This window comes from Terrabacter sp. GCM10028922 (genome assembly GCF_042666095.1).
Taxonomy (GTDB): domain Bacteria; phylum Actinomycetota; class Actinomycetes; order Actinomycetales; family Dermatophilaceae; genus Terrabacter.
The window spans coordinates 1-20,009 of the sequence record NZ_JBHTFG010000028.1; the positions used below are offsets into that span (position 1 = coordinate 1).

General features: G+C 67.3%; 19 protein-coding genes and 1 pseudogene. 8 read left to right on the forward strand and 12 right to left on the reverse strand.

Annotation, left to right across the window (positions count from 1 at the left end):
* Positions 1 to 186 precede the first annotated feature (186 nt).
* Positions 187 to 330, forward strand: coding sequence for a hypothetical protein (locus tag ACFQU3_RS19390; protein WP_385912796.1), 144 nt, complete (start codon positions 187 to 189; stop codon positions 328 to 330).
* 220 nt (positions 331 to 550) lie between these two features.
* Positions 551 to 703 (forward strand): hypothetical protein, encoded by a 153-nt coding sequence (locus ACFQU3_RS19395; RefSeq protein ID WP_385912798.1) that lies wholly within the window; start codon positions 551 to 553, stop codon positions 701 to 703.
* A 69-nt stretch (positions 704 to 772) separates the two neighbouring features.
* Here the strand turns inward: ACFQU3_RS19395 and ACFQU3_RS19400 are convergent, their stop codons facing one another.
* Positions 773 to 1,114: a LuxR family transcriptional regulator gene (locus ACFQU3_RS19400; protein WP_385912800.1), complete on the reverse strand. Its 342-nt coding sequence runs from the start codon at positions 1,112 to 1,114 to the stop codon at positions 773 to 775.
* A gap of 867 nt (positions 1,115 to 1,981) precedes the next feature.
* Here ACFQU3_RS19400 and ACFQU3_RS19405 point away from each other — a divergent pair.
* Positions 1,982 to 2,491 carry a DUF6011 domain-containing protein gene (locus ACFQU3_RS19405; protein WP_385912879.1) on the forward strand — a complete coding sequence of 170 codons (510 nt, stop codon included), beginning with the start codon at positions 1,982 to 1,984 and terminating at the stop codon, positions 2,489 to 2,491.
* Positions 2,492 to 2,578: 87 nt separating this feature from the next.
* Positions 2,579 to 3,163 (forward strand): hypothetical protein, encoded by a 585-nt coding sequence (locus tag ACFQU3_RS19410; protein ID WP_385912802.1) that lies wholly within the window; start codon positions 2,579 to 2,581, stop codon positions 3,161 to 3,163.
* Positions 3,164 to 3,275: 112 nt separating this feature from the next.
* Here ACFQU3_RS19410 and ACFQU3_RS19415 read toward each other — a convergent pair whose 3' ends face one another.
* On the reverse strand, positions 3,276 to 3,722 hold the full coding sequence (locus ACFQU3_RS19415) for an Imm26 family immunity protein (RefSeq protein WP_385912804.1): 447 nt from the start codon (positions 3,720 to 3,722) through the stop codon (positions 3,276 to 3,278).
* A gap of 60 nt (positions 3,723 to 3,782) precedes the next feature.
* Here ACFQU3_RS19415 and ACFQU3_RS19420 point away from each other — a divergent pair, with 60 nt between their 5' ends.
* Positions 3,783 to 4,160 (forward strand): hypothetical protein, encoded by a 378-nt coding sequence (locus ACFQU3_RS19420; RefSeq protein ID WP_385912806.1) that lies wholly within the window; start codon positions 3,783 to 3,785, stop codon positions 4,158 to 4,160.
* 74 nt (positions 4,161 to 4,234) lie between these two features.
* Here the strand turns inward: ACFQU3_RS19420 and ACFQU3_RS19425 are convergent, their stop codons facing one another.
* Positions 4,235 to 4,576, reverse strand: a complete 342-nt coding sequence (locus tag ACFQU3_RS19425) for a LuxR family transcriptional regulator (RefSeq protein WP_385912808.1) — start codon at positions 4,574 to 4,576, stop codon at positions 4,235 to 4,237.
* Between the two features lie 301 nt (positions 4,577 to 4,877).
* On the opposite strand from ACFQU3_RS19425, the pseudogene ACFQU3_RS19430 reads away from it, so the two are divergent.
* Positions 4,878 to 5,447 (forward strand): annotated as a pseudogene (locus tag ACFQU3_RS19430) (VOC family protein); the annotation flags it as partial.
* 537 nt (positions 5,448 to 5,984) lie between these two features.
* Here the strand turns inward: ACFQU3_RS19430 and ACFQU3_RS19435 are convergent.
* Positions 5,985 to 6,650 (reverse strand): HAD family hydrolase, encoded by a 666-nt coding sequence (locus ACFQU3_RS19435; RefSeq protein ID WP_385912810.1) that lies wholly within the window; start codon positions 6,648 to 6,650, stop codon positions 5,985 to 5,987.
* A 541-nt stretch (positions 6,651 to 7,191) separates the two neighbouring features.
* Here ACFQU3_RS19435 and ACFQU3_RS19440 point away from each other — a divergent pair.
* On the forward strand, positions 7,192 to 8,382 hold the full coding sequence (locus ACFQU3_RS19440) for a threonine/serine exporter ThrE family protein (protein WP_385912812.1): 1,191 nt from the start codon (positions 7,192 to 7,194) through the stop codon (positions 8,380 to 8,382).
* Between the two features lie 107 nt (positions 8,383 to 8,489).
* On the opposite strand, the gene ACFQU3_RS19445 is transcribed toward ACFQU3_RS19440, so the two are convergent.
* Entirely contained in the window at positions 8,490 to 9,182 is a 693-nt protein-coding gene (locus ACFQU3_RS19445) for a hypothetical protein (RefSeq protein ID WP_385912814.1), read from the reverse strand.
* Positions 9,179 to 10,015, reverse strand: a complete 837-nt coding sequence (locus ACFQU3_RS19450) for a hypothetical protein (protein WP_385912816.1) — start codon at positions 10,013 to 10,015, stop codon at positions 9,179 to 9,181. Before ACFQU3_RS19450 ends, ACFQU3_RS19445 begins: the two co-directional genes overlap by 4 nt.
* Positions 10,016 to 10,440: 425 nt before the next feature.
* On the opposite strand from ACFQU3_RS19450, the gene ACFQU3_RS19455 reads away from it, so the two are divergent.
* Complete coding sequence (locus tag ACFQU3_RS19455) at positions 10,441 to 11,838, forward strand: hypothetical protein (RefSeq protein ID WP_385912818.1); 1,398 nt, start codon at positions 10,441 to 10,443, stop codon at positions 11,836 to 11,838.
* 481 nt (positions 11,839 to 12,319) lie between these two features.
* Here the strand turns inward: ACFQU3_RS19455 and ACFQU3_RS19460 are convergent, their stop codons facing one another.
* The 6 genes from ACFQU3_RS19460 to ACFQU3_RS19485 all read right to left on the reverse strand — a co-directional run bounded on the left by ACFQU3_RS19460 (position 12,320) and on the right by ACFQU3_RS19485 (position 19,985).
* Positions 12,320 to 13,147, reverse strand: coding sequence for a carbohydrate ABC transporter permease (locus ACFQU3_RS19460; RefSeq protein WP_385912820.1), 828 nt, complete (start codon positions 13,145 to 13,147; stop codon positions 12,320 to 12,322).
* Positions 13,148 to 13,169: 22 nt separating this feature from the next.
* Complete coding sequence (locus tag ACFQU3_RS19465) at positions 13,170 to 14,165, reverse strand: carbohydrate ABC transporter permease (protein ID WP_385912822.1); 996 nt, start codon at positions 14,163 to 14,165, stop codon at positions 13,170 to 13,172.
* Between the two features lie 107 nt (positions 14,166 to 14,272).
* A complete protein-coding gene (locus tag ACFQU3_RS19470) occupies positions 14,273 to 15,622 on the reverse strand; it encodes an extracellular solute-binding protein (protein ID WP_385912824.1) in 1,350 nt (449 codons plus the stop codon).
* Positions 15,623 to 15,682: 60 nt separating this feature from the next.
* Positions 15,683 to 16,807: a DUF4185 domain-containing protein gene (locus ACFQU3_RS19475; RefSeq protein WP_385912826.1), complete on the reverse strand. Its 1,125-nt coding sequence runs from the start codon at positions 16,805 to 16,807 to the stop codon at positions 15,683 to 15,685.
* 1 nt (position 16,808) lies between these two features.
* Positions 16,809 to 18,443 (reverse strand): fucose isomerase, encoded by a 1,635-nt coding sequence (locus ACFQU3_RS19480; RefSeq protein WP_385912828.1) that lies wholly within the window; start codon positions 18,441 to 18,443, stop codon positions 16,809 to 16,811.
* 30 nt (positions 18,444 to 18,473) lie between these two features.
* Positions 18,474 to 19,985 carry an FGGY-family carbohydrate kinase gene (locus ACFQU3_RS19485; protein WP_385912830.1) on the reverse strand — a complete coding sequence of 504 codons (1,512 nt, stop codon included), beginning with the start codon at positions 19,983 to 19,985 and terminating at the stop codon, positions 18,474 to 18,476.
* Positions 19,986 to 20,009 lie beyond the last annotated feature (24 nt).

Below are 20,009 nucleotides of genomic sequence, written 5' to 3' on the forward strand. Positions count from 1 at the left end.
GCGTACGTCAGCGCCCCGGGTAAGCCTGCACCGCAGACTGGAACGCCGGTACCCCTCGAGCCGACGACCGCACCCATCGCTCCCACTCGCTGAGCAGGGCGGAGCGGCCAAGGAAGCGTGCAACGTCCGCTTCTGCCGCTAACGGTTAGTCCGGATCAGGCCCTTCGGCACCGCTACGGTCGGCGAATGGATGTGTTCCTCGTGTGGCACGTACGGCACGCTCGCAACCTCGATGGCTCGCCAACCGAACACCGTGACGAGGACGGCGAGCTGGCGTACGACGAGGAGTACGACGACTTCAAGATCATCGGCGCCTACGAGGATGAATAGGCGGCCGAAGCAGCGATGGCCCGAACCAGACAACTGCCGGGCTTCAAAGATGAGCCGGACTGGTTCATGATCGACGGCTATACGCTCGGGGAAGACCGCTGGACCGAAGGCTTCGTGAGCGAGCCACGCGAGTCTGACTGACCCGCCAGGCCACTGCCGTCAGAACGTCCGCTACTGCCGCGTTGAGTTCGCGCCCTGCCCGGGCGGATATGGTCGTCGTATGGGCATGGTGTTCGTGGGAGCTGCTCTCCTCCTCATGGCGTTCTTCGCCTTCACCGGGGGTGCACTGGCTACGACCATCGTGCTCGCTGTCGCCGGGCTCGTCCTCTTGGTGACCGGGGCCCTCCTGGATGCCCGTTCGATGGATGGCTGACTAGCCGCCAAAGCCTTCCGCTCATGCCGCTCGGCGAGCGCATCGACTGCAGTGGGCTCCGGGCGGACGTCAGTCCGGTGTGCCCTGGACGGCGGCCGTGAGCAGGACCACGGTGTCCTCGAGCGCCTCGAAGGAGTCCCACTGGAGCGGGATCACCGCGTAGTCGCCCGCGACCAACTCAACTGCATCGGACGCCGCAAGGACCCGCGCGCGGCCGCGAATCAACTGGAGCGTCACCTCGCCGGTGTTCTCGTGCTCGTCGAGTGTGTGGCCGGCTTCGACCCCGATCAGCGTCTGGCGCAGCGAATGAACGTGTCCCCCGTGGATGGTGACTCCGTACCGGCCGCTCGAGGCAGACCGAGCCTCGGCCAACAACTTCTCGCCCAGTACGCCGATCGCAACAGTCTCCATGGAAGTTCCCTTCGACAACCTCACCGTAGCGAGGCCGCGCGGTCGACGTCAGCCGTGTAGTCCTGGCAACCCCTCACCAAAACGCCCGCTAAGGTCTGGGCGCCAACGCAGTAGACCGGTGGACACTGGGGTGAGCGCTGACCAAATAGCCCGTTCACCGGCCCACGTGAATGGCCGCCGAGCGTCAGTTCGAGCTGATGCACGGGCCACAGCCGGGTTGCGACGCTTCCGCCGCGAGTTAGCGATAACCCTCACCCGCGCCGCGGCCCCAAATATCGGCGTTCGACGGCGAGGAGCGATTCCTTGCGGAAGCATGCGGCTGTGGGAATCCTTGGCTATCGCAGCGCCGACAGATCAGTGTTGCGCACCAGCACGGTGGAGAAGGCGCTCGCGGAGCGTCCCGCCGGGCTCACGCTGAGTTCACTAGCGCAGCGTCTAGGCCCGAGGTTCGATGTTGGCGACGTCCTCATCGTTCTGAATCGACGGCCGGATCTCTTCCTGAAGTGGGACGGACGCTGGCTGAGTCGGGGGGCCTCGCTCGACCAGAGTCCGCGGCAGCTCCGGTGGTCCTTCACCGATAGCCAAGTTCCCGAAGAGTGGCGGCTGTTCCACAACCCCTCCGGCGCCGCCGGTGGCTGGCGAACCTACCGTGAACGCATCCAGAACCGGGCGTTCGACCCTCAGACCGCACACATCGCTCTATCCGTCAATGAGGGCCGCCACCCTGGCTTGCGGCTTCACGTTGACCACACCATCTTGCTCGGGCGCGCAGCATGGGTGCTATGGGCGGTTACTGATGACGCCCATGTAGCCACCAGCCTGGAAACTTCCGGATTCTTCTTGTGGAAGCAGGCGGACCTTGGGGCGATGGTCGATGTGACCCATCGGGTGAAGCTAGACCAAGGGCCCCTCCTAGGTCCCGTGCTTGCGACTTGGGTCCTACGCACACCGCTGGAGGTCGCGGACAGCCTCACCTTTCTCTTGGTCAAACGCCTGGGCCTTTTGTCGCCAAAGTCCGTCCATCATCAGGTCGACACTGTTGACCTCGCCAAGAATGACCTACGAGCATTCCACGTGGCGCGACGACTTTGGCAAAGACGGCAAGCCGGTGAAACGATCTCACATTGCCTTCAATGCGGCCATGCGCTTTCCGATCCGAACTCGGCGGCTTTGGGTTACGGTCCGGATTGCGCCGCCCGCTTGGGGCTTGGCGTCGTGCGAGCATTGGCGCGAGGCCAGGACGGCGTGCTCCACATGGGAGCACTCCCCCTAACGACGGTCCGAGAACGGATGCGCCGTGAAACGGCGCCCAGAATCACGACGCGATCGACCGCCGGTCACCAAGCGACTAAGGAACCACCCCCAACGGCGAGTTGATCGACTCCAGCCAGTAGAACACCATGGCCGATGGGTCTTTGCGCCGCGAGCACGGCGCCGACCTCACCCCGTGAGTACCGTTACGGAATGGCCAGAGGTCACTGCGAGACGGCTTTCGCGTTGGCGGCTCAACAGGACGGGGTCGAACTGACCCGCGCCCGGGTCCCGTGGCTGAACCAACGTGGCCACTTCGGTCTGCCGGAACAGGCATCGCCCGCAGTCGCAGCCATGCGAGCCATCTTCGAGGCCCTCGGCGGGATTGAGTGGGAGATGGCAGGAAAGCGGATGACCGCTTTGCCCGGCGACTTCGTCCACCTCGAGACAGGAGTCTACGTCGAGGTCGACGAGAGCCAGCACTTCACGTCATTCCGGCTCGTCACCTTGAACCTGTACCCAGAGACCACTCCCCTCGGCTTCGATCTTCCTGAGTACAAGCGTCTCTGTCAGCAGCTCGCCCCACGCTCAGACCGGTACCGACGGGATAAGCCTGCTGTTGGATTTGGTCCAGGCGGCCGACAGAGGCAGCGCGCCTACAACGATGCGCTTCGAGACCTCATGACACCCGCGATGGGATATGCGCCGGTTATCCGCGTCGCAGCACCGGATGGCGACGGTGTGACCGCGTACGTGTCGGTCCGCACTCGCCTTCGAGCCGCCACCGGAATCGCATAGGAGGCTCGCGTCTTTTCGCCGCTTGTCGGCGTGCGGTTTCACCTACATGCCGATGAGCGGACAGCAGTCGGGCGTCAGTCTTCGGGAACTCGTGGGATTCCCAACGCATCGCTCACCCGTCATCTAGCCACCGGTAGCTGGCCAACGCCCAGTCGCCGCAGGGCTGAATCTCACCCGGGAGGCGATTCTGCTGAAGGTCCACGTATCGAGCTCGGGCCGCATCCCAGAAGCAGTGCTGCGGCAGTACCGCGACCTCGTCCAAGAACTCATGCCCCACGGTCTCGAAGTAGCCCTTTGTCCAGGGCATGCGGTTGATGAACACCGGGGGCAGCAGCAGCCGATCGGGCCGCAGCGTCACGGAGGACGGCTCTTTCCTTAGCGAGCGGTCCGCGTACACGTAGATGAGGTAGGAGAGCGGCATGGGCGCCGGCGTCGGCTGCGCTCTGATGACTCGCCCGAACAAGAAAGCGTGATCAGGTTGCATCACGAAGAGGTCGCCCTGTCGAGGCTTCCTGTTAGAGCGACGAAGAACCTTCAGGTTCGTCTGTGGCTGACGCACGACTTAATACTCTAGGCGCGGGCCGCTCATGCCGCAGGGCGGCCGATTTAGGCTCGCGGCATGGTTGCCTCGGTACTCGCGTTCGCAGACATAGCCGGGCTCTGGGATCAGGTTGCTGATGTCCTGAGGACCGAGGGCGCCCTTGTCACCAGGGACGGCCACATACGGACTGCTAGTGACAGCCGGGAATCGAGCGCGCTGATCTACGCCATAGCCCTCTCCCGGGAGGAGCGCGTCGGTCTTGACCGGCTCACCACTGCCAACGGCGACCGCGCCCCGGACCTCACCAGCTTCGAGGCGCTGATGGTCGAGTGCGCTTCAGGCGAGGAGGTCGCCCGGCTCGGGCGGCTGATCGCGACACGACTCCCCGCGCGGTCTGGTTCGTTGACAGCTCCGACCAAGCATGGCCAGCCAGCGCCGTTGATCCGCTCCGGCTGACCTTGACCTAGTCCGAAGGTGTCCGCTCATGCCGCTCCGCGAGCGCATCGACTGCAGTGGGCTCCGGGCGGACGTCAGTCCGGTGTGCCCTGGACGGCGGCCGTGAGCAGGACCACGGTGTCCTCGAGCGCCTCGAAGGAGTCCCACTGGAGCGGGATCACGACGTAGTCGCCCGCAACCAACTCAACTGCATCGGACGCCGCGACGACCCGCGCGCGGCCGCGAATCAACTGGAGCGTCACCTCGCCGGTGTTCTCGTGCTCGTCGAGTGTGTGGCCGGCTTCGACCCCGATCAGCGTCTGGCGCAGCGAATGAACGTGTCCCCCCTGGATGGTGACTCCGTACCGGCCGCTCGAGGCAGACCGAGCCTCCGCCAACAACTTCTCGCCCAGTACGCCGATCGCAACAGTCTCCATGGAAGTTCCCTTCGACAACCTCACCGTAGCGAGGCCGCGCGGTCGACGTCAGCCGTGTAGTCCTGGCAACCCCTCACCAAACGCCCGCTAAAAGGTCTGGGCGCCAACGCAGTAGACCGGTGGACACTGGGGTGAGCGCTGACCAAATAGCCCGTTCACCGGCACACGTGAATGGCCGCTGAGCGTCAGTTCGAGCTGATGCACGGGCCACAGCCGGGTTGCGTCTTTCCGCCGCCTGTGGTTTCGGCTGTGGCGCTCGAACGCAAGTGAGCTTCCTCGACCGAAGTGCGCATGGCATCAGTTGGCCTGGGCATTCTGGGTCTGTCTGTCCGTCCCACACTGCTGGCTATGGAGCGAGCATGCTGATCGATCACCTCATCCATGCCCATCCCGACCTCCACGCTGCTGTGGCTTTACTGCATCGCCACGTGGGTGTCGAAGCGACCGGGGGCGGCAAACACCGGGCCGAGGCACTCACAACAAGCTGCTTGCGTTGGGGCCGAGGACCTACCTGGAGCTCATTGCCCCAGACCCCAGCCAGCCGGCGCCGGCGACGCCTCGGCCTTACGGCGTTGAGGGCATCACCCAGGGAGGCTTGGTTGGATGGGCGGTCGCAGTCGACGACATCGAGGCCGCGCGTACGTACGCGCGCTCGCGCGGATTCGATCCCGGCCCTGTGGTCGACGGGCACCGGGAGGACGCAACCGGCAGCCGGCTGCGCTGGCGGGTGACCGCCAATGCGCAGGTTGCCGGCCTGATTCTGTTCCTCATCAGTTGGGGAGACACCCGCCAGCCGGCGGCCGATGCGCCGGTCGGCCTCAGCCTGAGTTCTCTATCGGTGGAACACCCCGATCCGGCTGAGATCAGAACGGCCTTGGCTGCGATGGGCGCCGACGTGGAGGTCCGTCGAGCACCCCGACCCGCGCTCGTGGCCCGGATTGACGGCCCCCATGGCGACAGGGAACTACGCTTACGAGGACTGCTTGGAGGCAGTCCACGGGTACTGCAATGCTCCAAGCGACCGTCACCGCAGCCGTCCGATCATGCCGACGTTGGTGAGTCGCGGTTCCCGAGCATGGGGTCAATACATCTCGTCCGGCGTCTGGGTGGACTCGTATCGCGTGCGGTCCGCGTGCTCGGTGCGCTCCTCCGACTCGGTGAGACTCGCGCGGGCCTGCGTCTAGGGTCATCGCTGCCTGCTGCCGGCTCCTCGGGAAGAAACTCAGCGCGGGTTCGGACGGGGTCCTTGGCAGGTTCTTGGCTCATCGCCGACAGTAGGCGTGGACGTTCCGCGATGCGACCGTCGCCCTTAGGCCCCCTCCAGCAGAACGCGGCCCTGCATGTGCTTGCCATGAACGCGGAACGCAGGCCAGCCGTGAGGTCCGGTCGAGCTCCGGCGGCAGGGGCTTCAGGCGAGTGGAGTGTCGCCCAGACCCTTCGCGAGGTCGCCGGGAGTGTCGTAGATGGCAATGGCACCAGCGTCTGTGAGCTCATCGTCGCCGAAGCCGCCCGACCGGACAACGATCGCGGGCATCCCGGCCCTCTTTGCCGCCTCGACGTCCCACACCGAGTCGCCGACCATCACGCTCGCCGCGTCGGGCGGCGCGCCCACCTTCTTCAGCGCCACCTGGAGCAGGTCCGGCGCCGGCTTGGATGCCTCGACGTCCGCGCTCGTGGTCCAGTCGTCGACGATGTCACGGGCATCGAGCAGGTCCAGGAAGAAGTCCACGTGACGCTGCTGACCAGAGCTGGCCAGCACCAGCCGGTGGCCGCGCTCCTTGATCGCCACGAGCAGATCGCGGGCCCCGGGCAACGGCGCCATCTCCTCCAGCAGCGCATCGACCTCCCTGCCCTGCTGCTCCCGCGCCTGGTCGCCGACCCTGCGCTCAAGGTCCTCGCCTCCAACAGCGATGACCACGTGGTCCCCGCCCATGCCGATCAGCCGGTGCAGCCGCCACACTGGGAAGGTCTCCCCCACCGAGCGCAGCGCCCGGTACCAAGCGAGCGCGTGATGGTAGTTGGAGTCGACAAGCGTTCCGTCGATGTCGAGGACGGCGATGACGGAGTCGGTCATGCTCACGAGGTACCCGCCGCTCCGCTGCCGAAAACGACACGGGCTCATCTTGCCCTTGTGGCCTAAAGGGCAGGTCGCTGGTAGGCGCATGTCATGAAGGGCCTGAAGAACAGCACCACGCCGTCGCTCTCCTCTTCCCAGCGGCCCAAAGAACGGCCGGCTACGGGCCCCACATCCCGCGATCGCCTCGTTCAAGCGGTGGTCGCAAGCCGCGTCTTTCCGCCGCGTTCAACGCTTTTGTTCGTGCGGATCCCCAGGCCTTGGGCCGATCTAGTGAAGCGCTGCAGATGGAGGTGGCGCCGATGCGGGCCGGATGATGCGCTTTGACATGATGCAAGCATGCCGAGACATGAGGCGCCGGGCAGCCGCCGCTTCGCTAGAAGCCCAACAACTCTGGAGGACGGCGGGCGTCAATGACTGAGTACCGGCCTTCAGCTCCATGCGCGAACTCGTTCTGCCCACGGCCGTCGACCCGCGCTGAGTCGTGATGCCCCCACCCGGTGATGTCGATGGGGACCAGCGAGCCGAGACGCGCGCCCTGTTGGCTGAGCTCGGTACTGCCAGGATCGCAGCCGGGCAGCCGGCACAGGAGATCGAGGAGGAGCTGGCCGAGGTAGGCGTCCAGCTCGGCTTTCCCGGTATCCAGGCGGCAGTTGGCCCCACAGGTCTGCTCGTCACCCTGACCGAGGGAGGTCCCACGACCTATCGCTCGGCTCCGCCCGGTTTGCGCCTCCACCAGGCCGCGAGCGTCCGCCTCATCCGCCACCAAGTGGTCCACGGCGAGCTGGGACCTGGCGCCGCCCGCGAACAGTTGGCGGCGGTCGCGCATCGTCCAGTCCAGCAACCGTCGTGGTTGCTCGCCCTGGCCTGGCCCGTGCTCGCCGTAGGGATCGCGCTGATCCTGCAACCCGGCTGGGCCAACGTCGCTGCGGCCGCGGCCGGCGCAGTCCTCGTATTCGGGCTCGTTCAACTGGCCGAGCGGTACGAAGTCGTCAAGGCCCTGCTTCCCACCCTTGCCGCGTTCGCCGTGTCCTTGGCCGTGTTCGGCGCCGCCAACGCCGGACTGCTCGGCGGTCCCTTGCGCACAGTCTTGCCCCCACTGGCGGTCCTGCTTCCCGGAGCGCTCGTCGTCAACGGAATGTCAGAGCTCGCCGCCGGGCACATGCAGGCGGGTTCGGCCAGGCTGACCTACGGTCTGGTGCAACTCGGGTTGTTCGCGCTGGGACTGCTCGTGGCCACGGCCTTGCTGCGTGTGCCGGCCTCGAGCCTGGTAAACCTCCGGGTGGACGAGATCGGCTGGGCCGCCGCTCCTGTTGGTTTGGTGCTCATCGGGTCGAGCATCTGCCTGATGGAGGGAGTTCCGCTGCGCATGCAGGGTTGGGTCCTGCTCGTGCTGAGTCTGGCCTTCGGGGCTCAGCTCGCCGGGCAACAGCTCGGCTCGATCGGCCTCGGGGGCTTCCTCGGGGCGATTGCGGCCAGCCTCGGCTCCAGCGTGGTCGAGCTTCGACGCCCACAGCTGCCCCGTCTCGTGCTCTTCCTCCCAGCGTTCTGGCTCCTCGTACCGGGAAGCCTGGGCCTTGTGGGTGTCACGGAGCTGGCTGCGGGTCGTGAGTCCGCCTCCGACGTCGCTCTCGGTCTGCTGGGCGTTGCCATCGCGATCTCTCTCGGCCTGCTGGTGGGCTCCTCCGTGGGCCGGGCCCTGCGCGGGCAGCTTGCTGCACCCGCCGCATAGGGGATCCGTTCGTTCCGTTTTCCGGGCACGAGGGCCGCGGCTTCCCGCCGCGAGAAGGCGTTGGTCGACGCCCTAAGCCAGAGATCGCCGCGGTCGCCTTGGCTTCCTCAGGCCGGCCCGGCGTCGGCGTGGGTGGCGGCGATGGTGATGAGCACATCATGGCCGAGCGAGGAATCGACATTGACGTGCAGCCCGAGGTCGATGATCCGGCCGTCGTTCGGATGCCAGTCTCGATCCGGTCGAGTGCGCCCGAGCAGCGGATCAAGGGCGTCGATCGTGGGCTTCCAGAGGTTGAGCCAGTTGCGGCGCGGACCGACGACGAAGGCGAGCTCCAGATGCACGCCACCCGGCGGGAGCTCGGTGGCGTGAGCCACCGAGGATCGCACCTGCTCCTTGTAGGCCTTGGTCTGGGACGAGGCACTGGTGCGCTTGGTGAAGGTCGTTTCCGGGGCGGCCACCTCCTGCGCGCGGACCACGAGGGGCCCGTGAGGTCTCCGCGTGTCGCTTGGTGCACCACACCGACACCAGGTCCTGGCTGCGCAGTAGGGTGGCGGGAAGGCGTAGTTGTCCAGGTCGGCCAGATCGATGAGGTTGCGCCCCGTGGGCAGGCCGACGTCGAGTCGAAGCGCCCACGGACCTCTCATGAGGGAGGGGGCGAGCAACTCGGCCGTGTCCTTCAGGTATTCGCGCAACCTGACTTGGTCGGGATCTGTGGCCTTGTTCCAGCTTGCCAGTTGCGGGGCCTTCCGGAGCGTGAGCCCCTCGCCTTCCGGTCGCGCGAACCACCGGGCGCCGATCACGGCCGATCCTCCATGCCGTTCTGATCGACCCACCACACCTCGATCTGCGCCGCGGCCAGCGAGCCGGCCGTTTCAGAATGCAAGTCGCGGTAGCGCGGGAAGTTCGGCAGCGCGACGACGCTGCGCCACGTCGGCTCCTTGCCACGCAACCGCATCGCGGCCAATATCGCCTGCGAATACCAGTGGGCGGCTTGGGTACTCGGCTGGGTGCGCTTGATCTCACCGGCGCGCGCTGGGTCGGCGTAACCGCGGCTGGGATAGCCCTTGACTTCGATACCGAGCGTCTGACCGTCGCGGGAGGCGATCACGTCGATGCCATGCTCCCTAGTCGCCGTGTTGGCCACCGACAAGATCCGCCACCCGTCGGCTGCCAGCGCGGTTACGACGGACGCCTGGACATTTGCCTCGGTGTGCCAGTCCTCGGATCCGGCCGACGCCTCCTTAATTGGTGCCGTCGATGTCAACTCAATCTTTGCCCGCGTCGGGGTACCAAGTTCCTGAGGGCTATCCTCCACCGCTGGCGAATGTCCGTCAGAGACCGGCAGGTGCTGAAGCTGTAGGGCCCGCCAGTGCTCAACCTCGTCCAACGTCGCCGCTCTAAAGAGGCCGCGGTCGAGCCGAGTGAGGAAGGGCTCCCTATGTGAGAACTGCGATCGGTCGCCGACGTTCCAGCACGCGCCACGGACATGAGTGCGCACAGTCCGCTCATTTGCCTTGGAGGGCGCATGGCGTCGAAACCACGACAACACCTCTTGGGACGTGAAAGTTCCAGGCTGACTCTTCGCGTAGCGCCGGAGCCAATCCCAGACTGTCAGCCGCTCGTTCTCGGCCACGTGTCAAGACTTGCACACATGATCAGCGGTGAAGTATTGCTAGCGGACCGGCCGCTGAGTTTGGCGCAGACACCCGCGTCTTACCGCCGCCAACGGGTGGCTGCTCCCCCGTCGTAACAGCCACCTACGGCTACGCACTCACCAAGGACGACGGCACAATCGGACTGCTCGGCATCGCCGGTCCTGTTGTTCGCGAGGCTCGACGCCAACTACCTCCGCCAGGAGCAGGCGTACCGCAAGCTCTACGTCGCAGTTGCCAACCGGGCTCCGAAGTCTGGCTGTCCTGATCCATCGCACCGTTCTACGGCGGCCTGGTCTCGATCGGGCTCCTCATCGCGCTGACCGCTTGACTCCTCTCAGCAAGCGCGCACCCGAGCCAGTCGGAACCAGTGGTCCGGTAGGGCACGGATGACTACCTTGACTGCGTGCCGATTCCGAAGCTCAACGAGCCGACGCGACGCGCCGGCGACAAGGGAGGTCCTTTCTCGGGTGAAGGACCCCTGCGCGTCCTCATCGACCTCCCTGCCGACCTCCGCCAGGTGGAAGCCGGCCCTTGGGAAGGCCCAACTGCGCCCGTGCTCGAGCACATCCTCTGGTCCCTCTGCCAGGGGTCGTCCGACATCGAGCTGCACTGGCTCGCCCAGCCCGGAGAGACCGGTACCGGCGCCGTCCACTTCCAGGAACCTGACCTGTCCAGCGACCACTGGCCGTTCATGTTCTCGAAGAACGACGGTGGCGAGTGGCTCGGTGCCGTCCCGATGTACCGCCAGCTCAAACGGATAGCTGACGAGGATCCCACCAGATCCCTTGACAGCTATGCCAAGGCAGCCCTGTCCGGAGACCTTCGCGCCCACATCACCGTTACCAACGACCCGGACTTACTCAACCTGACCGGCTTCTACGCACGCAACATCAACGCGCTGACCGCGGCGGAAGCGCTCGCGGTCGTTGGGCTGTACCTGCGCAAGGACGACCCGTACGTGGGCGCCTGGGCGCCCAAAGTCAGTTTCAACCTCGGTACGCACGACGCGGCCTGGGTCGCCGTCCGTTCCCAACTCCCCAGCGGGTGGCGGTGGAGCAGCGCCCTGGTCGACCACAGCAAGGCCACGGACGACGACTACGCAACGCTCCTCTTCGGGTCATTCTTCGAACGCCTGGTCCGGATGCTCAACCACCGGGACAATATCCACCGCGCCATCCTTCAGCGGGCCGACAATCAGACTGGGCACGACGCCACCGAGGCTCTCGACACCTTCATGTTCAACGTCGTTGGAGCTTTCGACGCCGCAGCCATCGCGGCCCACTTGGGAGCCGGCCGCCAGTTCGACGACCGCCGGAGAGCCGGATGGCAATCGAAGGACTGGCGCAAGGGACTTGGCGTGCCGCCCTTGTACGAGATGTTCCACAGGAACAGGCCCGCCGACGACCTCTTCGCCGTCTGCCGGCTCCTCCGCAACACAGTCCACGGCGCCGGCCTCGGTTCCGTGGTCGCCTCCAGCGGGTCCGTCAGAGAAACCCTTGTACGACTTCCGCACGCCGAGGCCGCCGAATTCGTCGACCGCCTGAGCCGCCTTGCGCCGGCCCATACTTGGGGAATCACCGAACGCCACCCTGAGCAGCTCTACGTCGACCCGTCCCGGCTCGTCGAAGGACTCATCCCGTACATCTTTTCGACCCTTGAGGAAGTCCTCGAACATACGCCCCTCGAAGACCTGGCCCGAACCGGTGTCGTTCGCGAGGGCGTCCCCACCGACGGCGCTTTCGACCTCAGCACCCGCACCCGCACGAGCCTCCTGTACGGTCTCACACCGCCATCGTGCTGAGCCGGATCAGTCCGCTCGGCGACCGGTCCGCCGGTCTCAGCCTGGCGCGTCATTCCGCCGCTTGTCGGTACGCACGGTTGTACCCACATGGCTCCTCTCTGTGTCAAGACGCAGGCACGAGTGGGGCTCTACGCTGGCTGATGGCGGGTCCGGGGAGTGGCTTGTCCGAAGAGTCGGTGGTGAGTTGTGAGCCGGCCGCGCTGGAGTCAGAGTCGTTACTCGGTTGCCCTCCCGGGCCCGTCCCGGCTGCCTTGCTCAGGTCTTCGAGCATGGTCGCAAAGACGAGGTCAGACAGGCGCCGTTTGAGGCAGCGCATGGCCTCCATGGATGACTTACCGGTCGCCTTCTTCCGGTCGAAGTAGGCGCGCCCCTCGGTCGCGTGACGCAACTGGACGGTGGCCATGATGTGCAGCACCCGGTTGACCGGCCACGAGCCGCACCCCGACTAGCCCGTGCCGCGGGCTAGTCGACGAAGGCTTGCTCACTTGAGACCGGCGAGCCGGACGCCGTTGACGATGTAGCGCTGGAAGACGAGCACGAGCACGATCGTCGGCAGGGCCGCGACGGTCGAGCCGGCCATGAGCATGCCCCACTCGTTGCCGCGCGCGGACCGGAACGTGGCGAGGTACTGCATGATCTGCGTCAGGTCGGGGTTCGACACGACGAGGACCGGCCACACGTACGAGTTCCAGTAGGCGAGGAACGACGCGATGCCCACGACGACGAACGGCCCGAGCGACTGCGGCACGAAGATCCGCAGGAAGATCTGCCACCGGGTCGCCCCGTCGATGAGCGCGGCCTCCTCCACCGCCGACGGCATGTTCAGGTAGAACTGCCGCAGGAAGAACATCTGCCCGCTCGCCGCGACGCCCGGGATGATGAGCACCGCGAGGGTGTCGAGCATCCCGAGCTTGCTCACGACGACGAACGACGTCAGCAGGATCGCCATGGCGGGGATGAACATCGGCGTGATGCAGACGACCCACCAGAGGCCCTTGCCGGCGAAGTCGAGTCGGGCGAACGCATACGCCGCCATGGAGTTCACGACGAGGCTCGCCGCGGTGAAGAGGACCGCCCCGACGAACGTGATCCCCATGGCGCGCACGAAGGCCGGGTCTTCGAGGATCGCGCGGTAGCTGTTGACGTTCCACACGTCGGGGAAGAACTGGAAGGGGCTGCGCAGCACCTCGGTCTGGCCCTTGAAGCCCGAGATCGCCATCCAGGCGAGGGGGAAGAGCGCGGTGACGGCGATGACGGCCGCGAGCAGGTAGGAGAGGAGCCGGCGCGGGGCATACCACTGACGGTTCATCGGAGGTCCTTTCGGTGACGCATCACGCGTCCGACGACTTCTCGGAGCTGACGACCCGGAAGATGATGATCGAGATGGTGCCGATGACGATGAACAGCAGCAGCGCCGCGGTAAGCGAGTAGCTCGTCGCGTACGGCGTCCCGTCGCGGAAGCTGTTGAAGATGTAGAGGTTCGGCGTGTTCGTCGCGTTGACGGGCCCGCCGTTCGTCATGACGAGGGGCAGCTGGAACTCCTGGATCGTCAGCGTGATGCCGGTGACGAGCAGGTAGAGGATGACGTTGCGCAGCGACGGGATCGTGATGAAGCGGGTGCGCTGCCAGAAGTTCGCGCCGTCGAGCTTGGCCGACTCGTAGTAGCTGTCGGGGATGTCGAGGATGCCGGCGAGCATGATGAGGGTCGAGACGCCGAAGCCGAGCCAGATCGCCGGGATCGCGACTGCCGGAAGGGCGCTGCCCTCGGTGTTGAGCCAGGCGATCGGCCCCTTGCCGAGCAGGCCGACGAACCAGTTCGCGACGCCCTCGTCCTGGTAGATGAAGACGAAGATGATGGCGGCGACGACGCTCGAGACGACCGCGGGCACGTAGACGATCGTCTTCATGAACGCCGCCATCCGCTTCGACAGCGTCGCGATGAAGCTCGCGAGCAGCAGCGCGAGGACGAGGATCGCCGGCACCACCATGAGCGCGAACCTGAAGCCGATCCCGAGGGACTCGTAGAACTCGGGGTCGGTGAGCACGTACTGGTAGAAGTCGAGCCCGACGAACTCGGCGTCCTTGTAGAAGCTGATCTCGAAGAAGCTGAGGTAGAACGCGTACACGAGCGGCCAGATGACGAAGATCCCGAGCAGCACCACCATCGGCGCGATCATGACGTATGCCGTGCGGTTCGACCGCAGGTGCCGCGGCGTCTGCTCGGACCCCCTGACGCGACGCCGGAGTCGACGACGCGACGTGCCGCTCGGGTCGGTCAGCTCGGTGGCCTGGGCCGTCGGCTGTGCCGACACGTCGATCATGGTCATGAGGGTCCTCCGGGTTCGTGCGTGGTGCTGCGTCGGGCTCCGGGAGGGCGTGGCCGGCGTGGCCGCCGCCCTCCCGGTGCCGGGTTGGTGCCGTGTTGGTGGGGCGATCAGCCCGCCTGTGGCGCGGTGCCGGCGAGCCGTTGTTGCTTGATGACGCGGTCGATCGCGTCCGTCGCTGTCTGCGTGGCCGTCGGGATGTCGGCCTTGCCCTTCATGACCGACTCGATGGCCGTGGAGAACGCGAGCGACACGTCGAACGGGTAGGCGGGTTCCGCCTTGCCGGTGGCGACGACCTTCTCGCTGATGATCTTCATGAACGGGTCGGACGTCGCGTCCTTGTCGGAGGCGAGGGCCTCGTCGACCGACGTGCGCACGGTGTATTTCGAGAAGCCGCTCTGCTTGAAGAAGTCAGCCATGATCGCGGGGTCACCGGCGAGCAGGTACTCGATGAACTTCGCCGCGGCCGCCTTGTTCTTCGACTTGGAGTCGACCGTGAGCGTCCAGCCGCCGAGCGTGGCGGTCGGCTTGCTCGGGTCGCCGTCGACCGACGGGAACGGCGCGACGGCGGTGTTCGGGATCATCTTCGGGTAGCTCTGCTTGAGCTGCCCGACAGCCCACGATCCGTTGGCCATCATCGCGACCTGGCCCTGGCCGTACGGCGTCGCGTCGGGGTAGCCGACCTTCGGCTGCTGCGGCATCCAGCCCCTCTGGAAGAGCGTCTGGTAGAGCTCGAAGAGCTTCGTGTAGCACGGGTCCTTGGCGTTGGCGGCGGACCAGTCGTCGCTGATCGGCAGGTGGCCACACGCGTTGTACTGCAGACCCCAGCTCGACCAGCCGAGGTCGGGTGCGACGGAGGCGATCGTCATGCCCTTGACGTTCCCCTTCGTCAGCTTCTCGGCCCACATGAGCAGCTCGTCCCACGTCTTGGGGGGCGTGTTCGGGTCGAGCCCGGCGGCCTTCACGAGGTCGGTGCGGTAGTAGAGCACCGTCGAGGGCTCGACGAGCATCGGGTACGCGTAGTGCTTGCCGCCGACCTGGACGAAGCTGCTGACGTTCGACGTGATGTCGCCCCAAGCCTTGTCGGGGATGAGCCCGTCGAGCTCGGCGAACTGGCCGTTGGTGACGCCGGCCGGGATGCCCCCGTAGTTCGTCGTCGCGACGTCGGGCTGCGTGCCGGCAGCCTGGGCGGCCTTGAGCTTCTGCGTCCACGTGTCGCCGGGGACGACCTGCAGCTTGACCTTGACGGCGGTCTGCGACGCGTTGAACTTGTCGACGTACGACTTGAACCACTTCTGCTGGTACGGCTCGAACTGCTGCTGCCAGAAGGTGATCTCGGCGGTCCCCCCGTTGCCGCCGTTGCTGCCGGCCCCGCCGGAGCCGCCGCCGCAGCCTGCGAGGACGAGCGAGGCGGACACCGCCGCGGATGCGACGAGGATCGTGAGTCTCCGTTGACGCATGGTCCTTGCTCCTCTGTTTCTCATGGTTGATGGTGCGGGTGTGTCGTGCATGTGCGCGTCCTAGGCCGTGCGCTTGAGGTCGGCGCGGTACCAGAGGACGTTGTAGGGGCCCCACTGCGAGATCGTGAAGTAGACGGTGCGACCGCCGTTCGTCACGTACCTCGGGTGCAGGTAGGGCGAGTAGAGCCCGGGCAGGTCGGCCTGGGTGACGAGGGGTTGCGGTTCGCCCCACGGCCCCCAGGGCGTGATGCCTTCGCGGATGACGGCTGCCTCCGCGGCACCGTCGGTGGAGGTCATGAGCCAGCGGCCCAGGTAGTCGTTCCACACGACCGACAGCTCACCGACCGTGCCCTCGACGACCCGGTGGGCCTTGGCCGGGTCGCTGCCCCAGACGGGCTCGCCGTCCTCGACGCCGGTGAGGTACGCGTACGCGTCGTGCCGCTCGACGTCGGCCTCGGCGACCCGCATGAGCGCGACGCCGCCGAAACGGCCGTGGGTGACGCCCCAGAAGTAGAGGGTGCCGTCGAGGTTGGTGACGCTGACCTGCACGAAGTTCGACGTGCCGCCCCAGCGGGGCGCGGCGAGTGGCGTCCACGTCTGGCCCCGGTCGGTAGACTTCGCGAGGCCGGCGTAGTTGGTCTCCCACTCGCCGGGGTCGCCCCAGTGGCGGACCGACATGTACGCGAGGTACATGGCTCCGTTGGCGGCGAACCCGTAGGTGGGAATGATCGTCATCTCGTCGTTGTCGACCTTCTTGCCGGGGATGACCTCCTTGGCCCGGCCCTGCTCGTCGAGCACGTAGCCACCGAAGGTGATGCCGTCGGTCGGGTCGGTGTCGGTGGTCCAGGCGAGCGTGTTGGACCGCCATTCGGTGCCGCCGCCGCCGAACTGGTCGGCGTCGCGCTGGCCGAACGTGTCGCCGAAGACGAACCATGTCTTGCCGTCGGCGTCGAACATCGAGCCGAGGTCCTGGCCGACGACCTGGACGTCCGCGGTCCGGTTCATCGAGTCGTGTCCGGTGAGCTGGGCGACCTTCGTCAGACCCTCGACGCCGGCGAGGACGAAGGGTGCCTTCGCGTCGCCGTCGAGTCGCCGGTCGGCGGCCGCCGGCGGGGTGCTCGAGCAGGTTGCCGTGGCCGCAAGCGCAAAGCACGCGAGTGCGACGGTGAGGACGAGGCCGGGCACGTCAGACCGCCACGTCGCCGCAGAGGTGCACGCGGACGCCGAGGGCGTCGAACATCGCCGCCTTGGCCGTGAGCGCGCGGTCCGCGGTCTCGGCATCGGGGGCGTAGACGACGTTGACGTGGTTCGCCTTGTGGCGGGCCATGAACTGGTCGCGGTCGATGCCGTGCAGCACAGCGTGCATGATCGGCCACTGCTTGTCCGTGGCCTCGAGGCGACGCTGCGTCTCCCCGGCGGGCAGCTCGACGGCGGAGGCGCGGCCCAGGTCGACGTGCAGCACGCCGTCCATGATGAACACCCGCGACCACACGACCTCACCCGGCTTCGAGACGCCCGAGAGCGTGCCGCCGCCGAGCGGGAAGAACATCGGGGGCTGGCGCATGCTGTACGACTTGTCGTAGCCGCCGTTGTGCGAGGCCGGCACCGAGCCGGAGATCTCGAAGACCCAGACGAAGTCGTCGCCGTACGTCTCGCCCCACCGCACGTCGTGCAGCGTCGTCGCGGGGTCGAGACCCATCGCGTTCCACACGCGGTTCGTGACGAGGGCGTCGACGGCCACCCCCCAGTCGACCTCGTTGAAGTGCGGGAGCGGCTCACCGGCATACAGCTCGCGGCTGCCGTCGCGGCTGGTGACCGGCGGGCGATCGCGGTTGTTGAGCAGGCCCTCGACGAGGTCGCTCGCCGGCACCGTGTCCTTGAGACCCTGCTGGTACTGGATGCCGACGGCGTCGAGACCGAAGTCGTCGGCGATCCGCAGGGCGGCGACGTACATCCTGAACTGGCTGCGCAGCTGCGCCTCGGTCAGCTCGGTCGCCTCGTCCGCGCCGAGGTGGAACGTGAGTCCGGCGTCCTTGAGCCAGGTATAGACGGCCTCGGCCTCGCCGTCGGAGACGCGGCTCATCTCGGCGACGAGCGCGCTCTGCGAGAGGCGCTCCTTGTAGATGCCGAGCGGGTTGAGCAGCTCGTCGTCGAAGATCGCGTTGTACATCCCCATGCAGCCCTCGTCGAAGACGCCGACGACGGCCTTGTCGCGGCGCAGCTGCTCCGCGAGCGCCCGACCGAGCTCGGACTCGGCGGACGCCGGGAGCTGCGGGAGGTCGCGCACGTGGCTCTGGTCGTGTGTGACGCGGCCGTCGGCCAGCCACGTCTTGAGGCCGTTGCGGGCCCACTCGTCGGTGAAGTCCTCGCTCCAGAGGATCGAGTAGTCGATGCCGGCCTTCGTCATCGAGCCGGCCAGGTTGAGCAGGCCGACGAGACCGGGGAACCGGCCCGACCAGTTGGCGACGACGAGGATCGGCCCCTCGTGGGAGCGCAGTCCGGCGAGCACGTGGTGGCTGTACTGCCAGACCGCCTCGACGACGACGAGCGGCGCGTCCTTCGGGATCGACCGGAAGACCTCGATGCCGCGGCGCTGGCTGTCGATGAAGCCGTGGCCCGTGTCTGGGTCGATGCCGTGGGCGCGCCAGACCGTCCAGCCCTGGGCCTCGACAGCGGTGGCGAAGTCGGCCTCGAGCTGCTGCTGCACCGGCCAGCACGTCGTGTTGGCGGAGAGGCGCAGGTCACCGCTCGCGACGGTGTAGACGACGCCCCGCTCGAGCGCGGGCGGCTCGTGGAGCTGGGGGATGGCATACGTGGTCATCGGTGGGTCCTTCCGGTGTCGGGACGGCAGTCAGGCACGGGTGGTCTCGCGCACGCGGGGGCGCGCGTCCTCGTGCTGGATGGCCGTGAGGGCGTGGGTGACGTCGGCGGTGCCGGCGTAGAGGTGGCGGTAGAGCGTGAAGAGCTCGTCGTAGCGCTCGCGCACGCGGGGGTCGGGTCGGGTCAGGGCGGCGGGAGGGTTCCACCCGCCGGTGTCGGTGCCGGTCGCGCGGGCGGCGAGCAGTGCCCCGCCGTAGGAGGCGCCGACGGTGTGGGTCGGCACGACCTGCTCGCGTCCGGTGACGTCGGAGACGATCTGTGGCCAGAGGGCGCCCTGGGTGCCGCCGCCGACGGCGACGACGCGGTCGATGGTGGCGCCGGCGCCGATCATCGTCTCGATGTTGTGGCGCACGCCGAGCGCGGTGGCCTCGAGGGCGGAGCGGTAGAGGTCCGCGCGGGTGTGCGACAGCGTGAGTCCGGCGACGACGCCGCGCGCGTCGGGGTCCATGATCGGGGTTCGCTCGCCGGCGAAGTAGGGCAGCACGAGCAGTCCGTTCGAGCCGGCTGGGCGCTGGGCGGCCTCGGCGACGAGCTGGGCGTGGCTGGTGCCGACGAGGTCGCTGATCCAGCCGGCCAGGGCGCCAGTCGTGGCCATGCCGCCGGCGAGGCTGCGCGTGCCCTCGAGCGCGCCGACCGGTCCCCAGAGCGAGGGCTCGGTGACCGGGCGGTCGACGGTGTTGACGAGGAACATCGTGGAGCCGTACATGAGCATGAGGTCGCCGACGCCGTGCGCGTGCACGCTGATCGCCTCGGCCCAGGCATCGACCGTGCCGGTGGTGACGGGGATCCCGGCGGGCAGGCCGGTGCGGGCGGCGGCCGCGTCGGTGACGACGCCGGCGACCTCGTCGGCCCACCGCAGGCGCGGCAGGTCGACACCCGGGGCGCACAGGGTTGCCCAGGGCGAGTACCAGTCACACACCTCGACGTCGTACATCGGGGTGCACTGGCTGGCGGAGTGGTGGTCGAGGACGTACTCGCCCGTGAGGTGGCGCACGAGCCATGAGCTCGGCATGTAGAGGCGGCGGGCCCGGGCGTACGCGTCGGGCTCCTCCTCGGCGACCCAGCGGACCTTGGCGCCGCCGGCCTGGCTCGTCAGGGCGGACCCGCAGCGGCGCAGGATCTCGGCGGCGCCGAGGGCGGCGTCGAGGTGCTCGATCTGCGGGGTGGCGCGGGTGTCGACGCCGTAGAGGATGGCGGGCCGCACGGGGCGGTCGTGCTCGTCGGCGAGCAGGACGCAGGGTCCCATGCCGCTGACGCCGACGGCGGCGACCTCGATGTCTGTGGCGCCCTGGAGCAGTTCCTGGCTGATGGCGACGAACTCGTCCCACCAGACGTCGGCGTCCATCTCGACCCAGCCCGGCCGAGGGCGGGAGACCGAGTGGCTGCGGGTGGCGGTGCGCAGGACGTCGCCGGAGGCGCCGACGAGCACTCCCTTGCTCGAGGAGGTCCCGATGTCGACGCCGAGGGTCGCAACGCTGCGCATGCGGGGAGTCTGTCAGAAATCGAT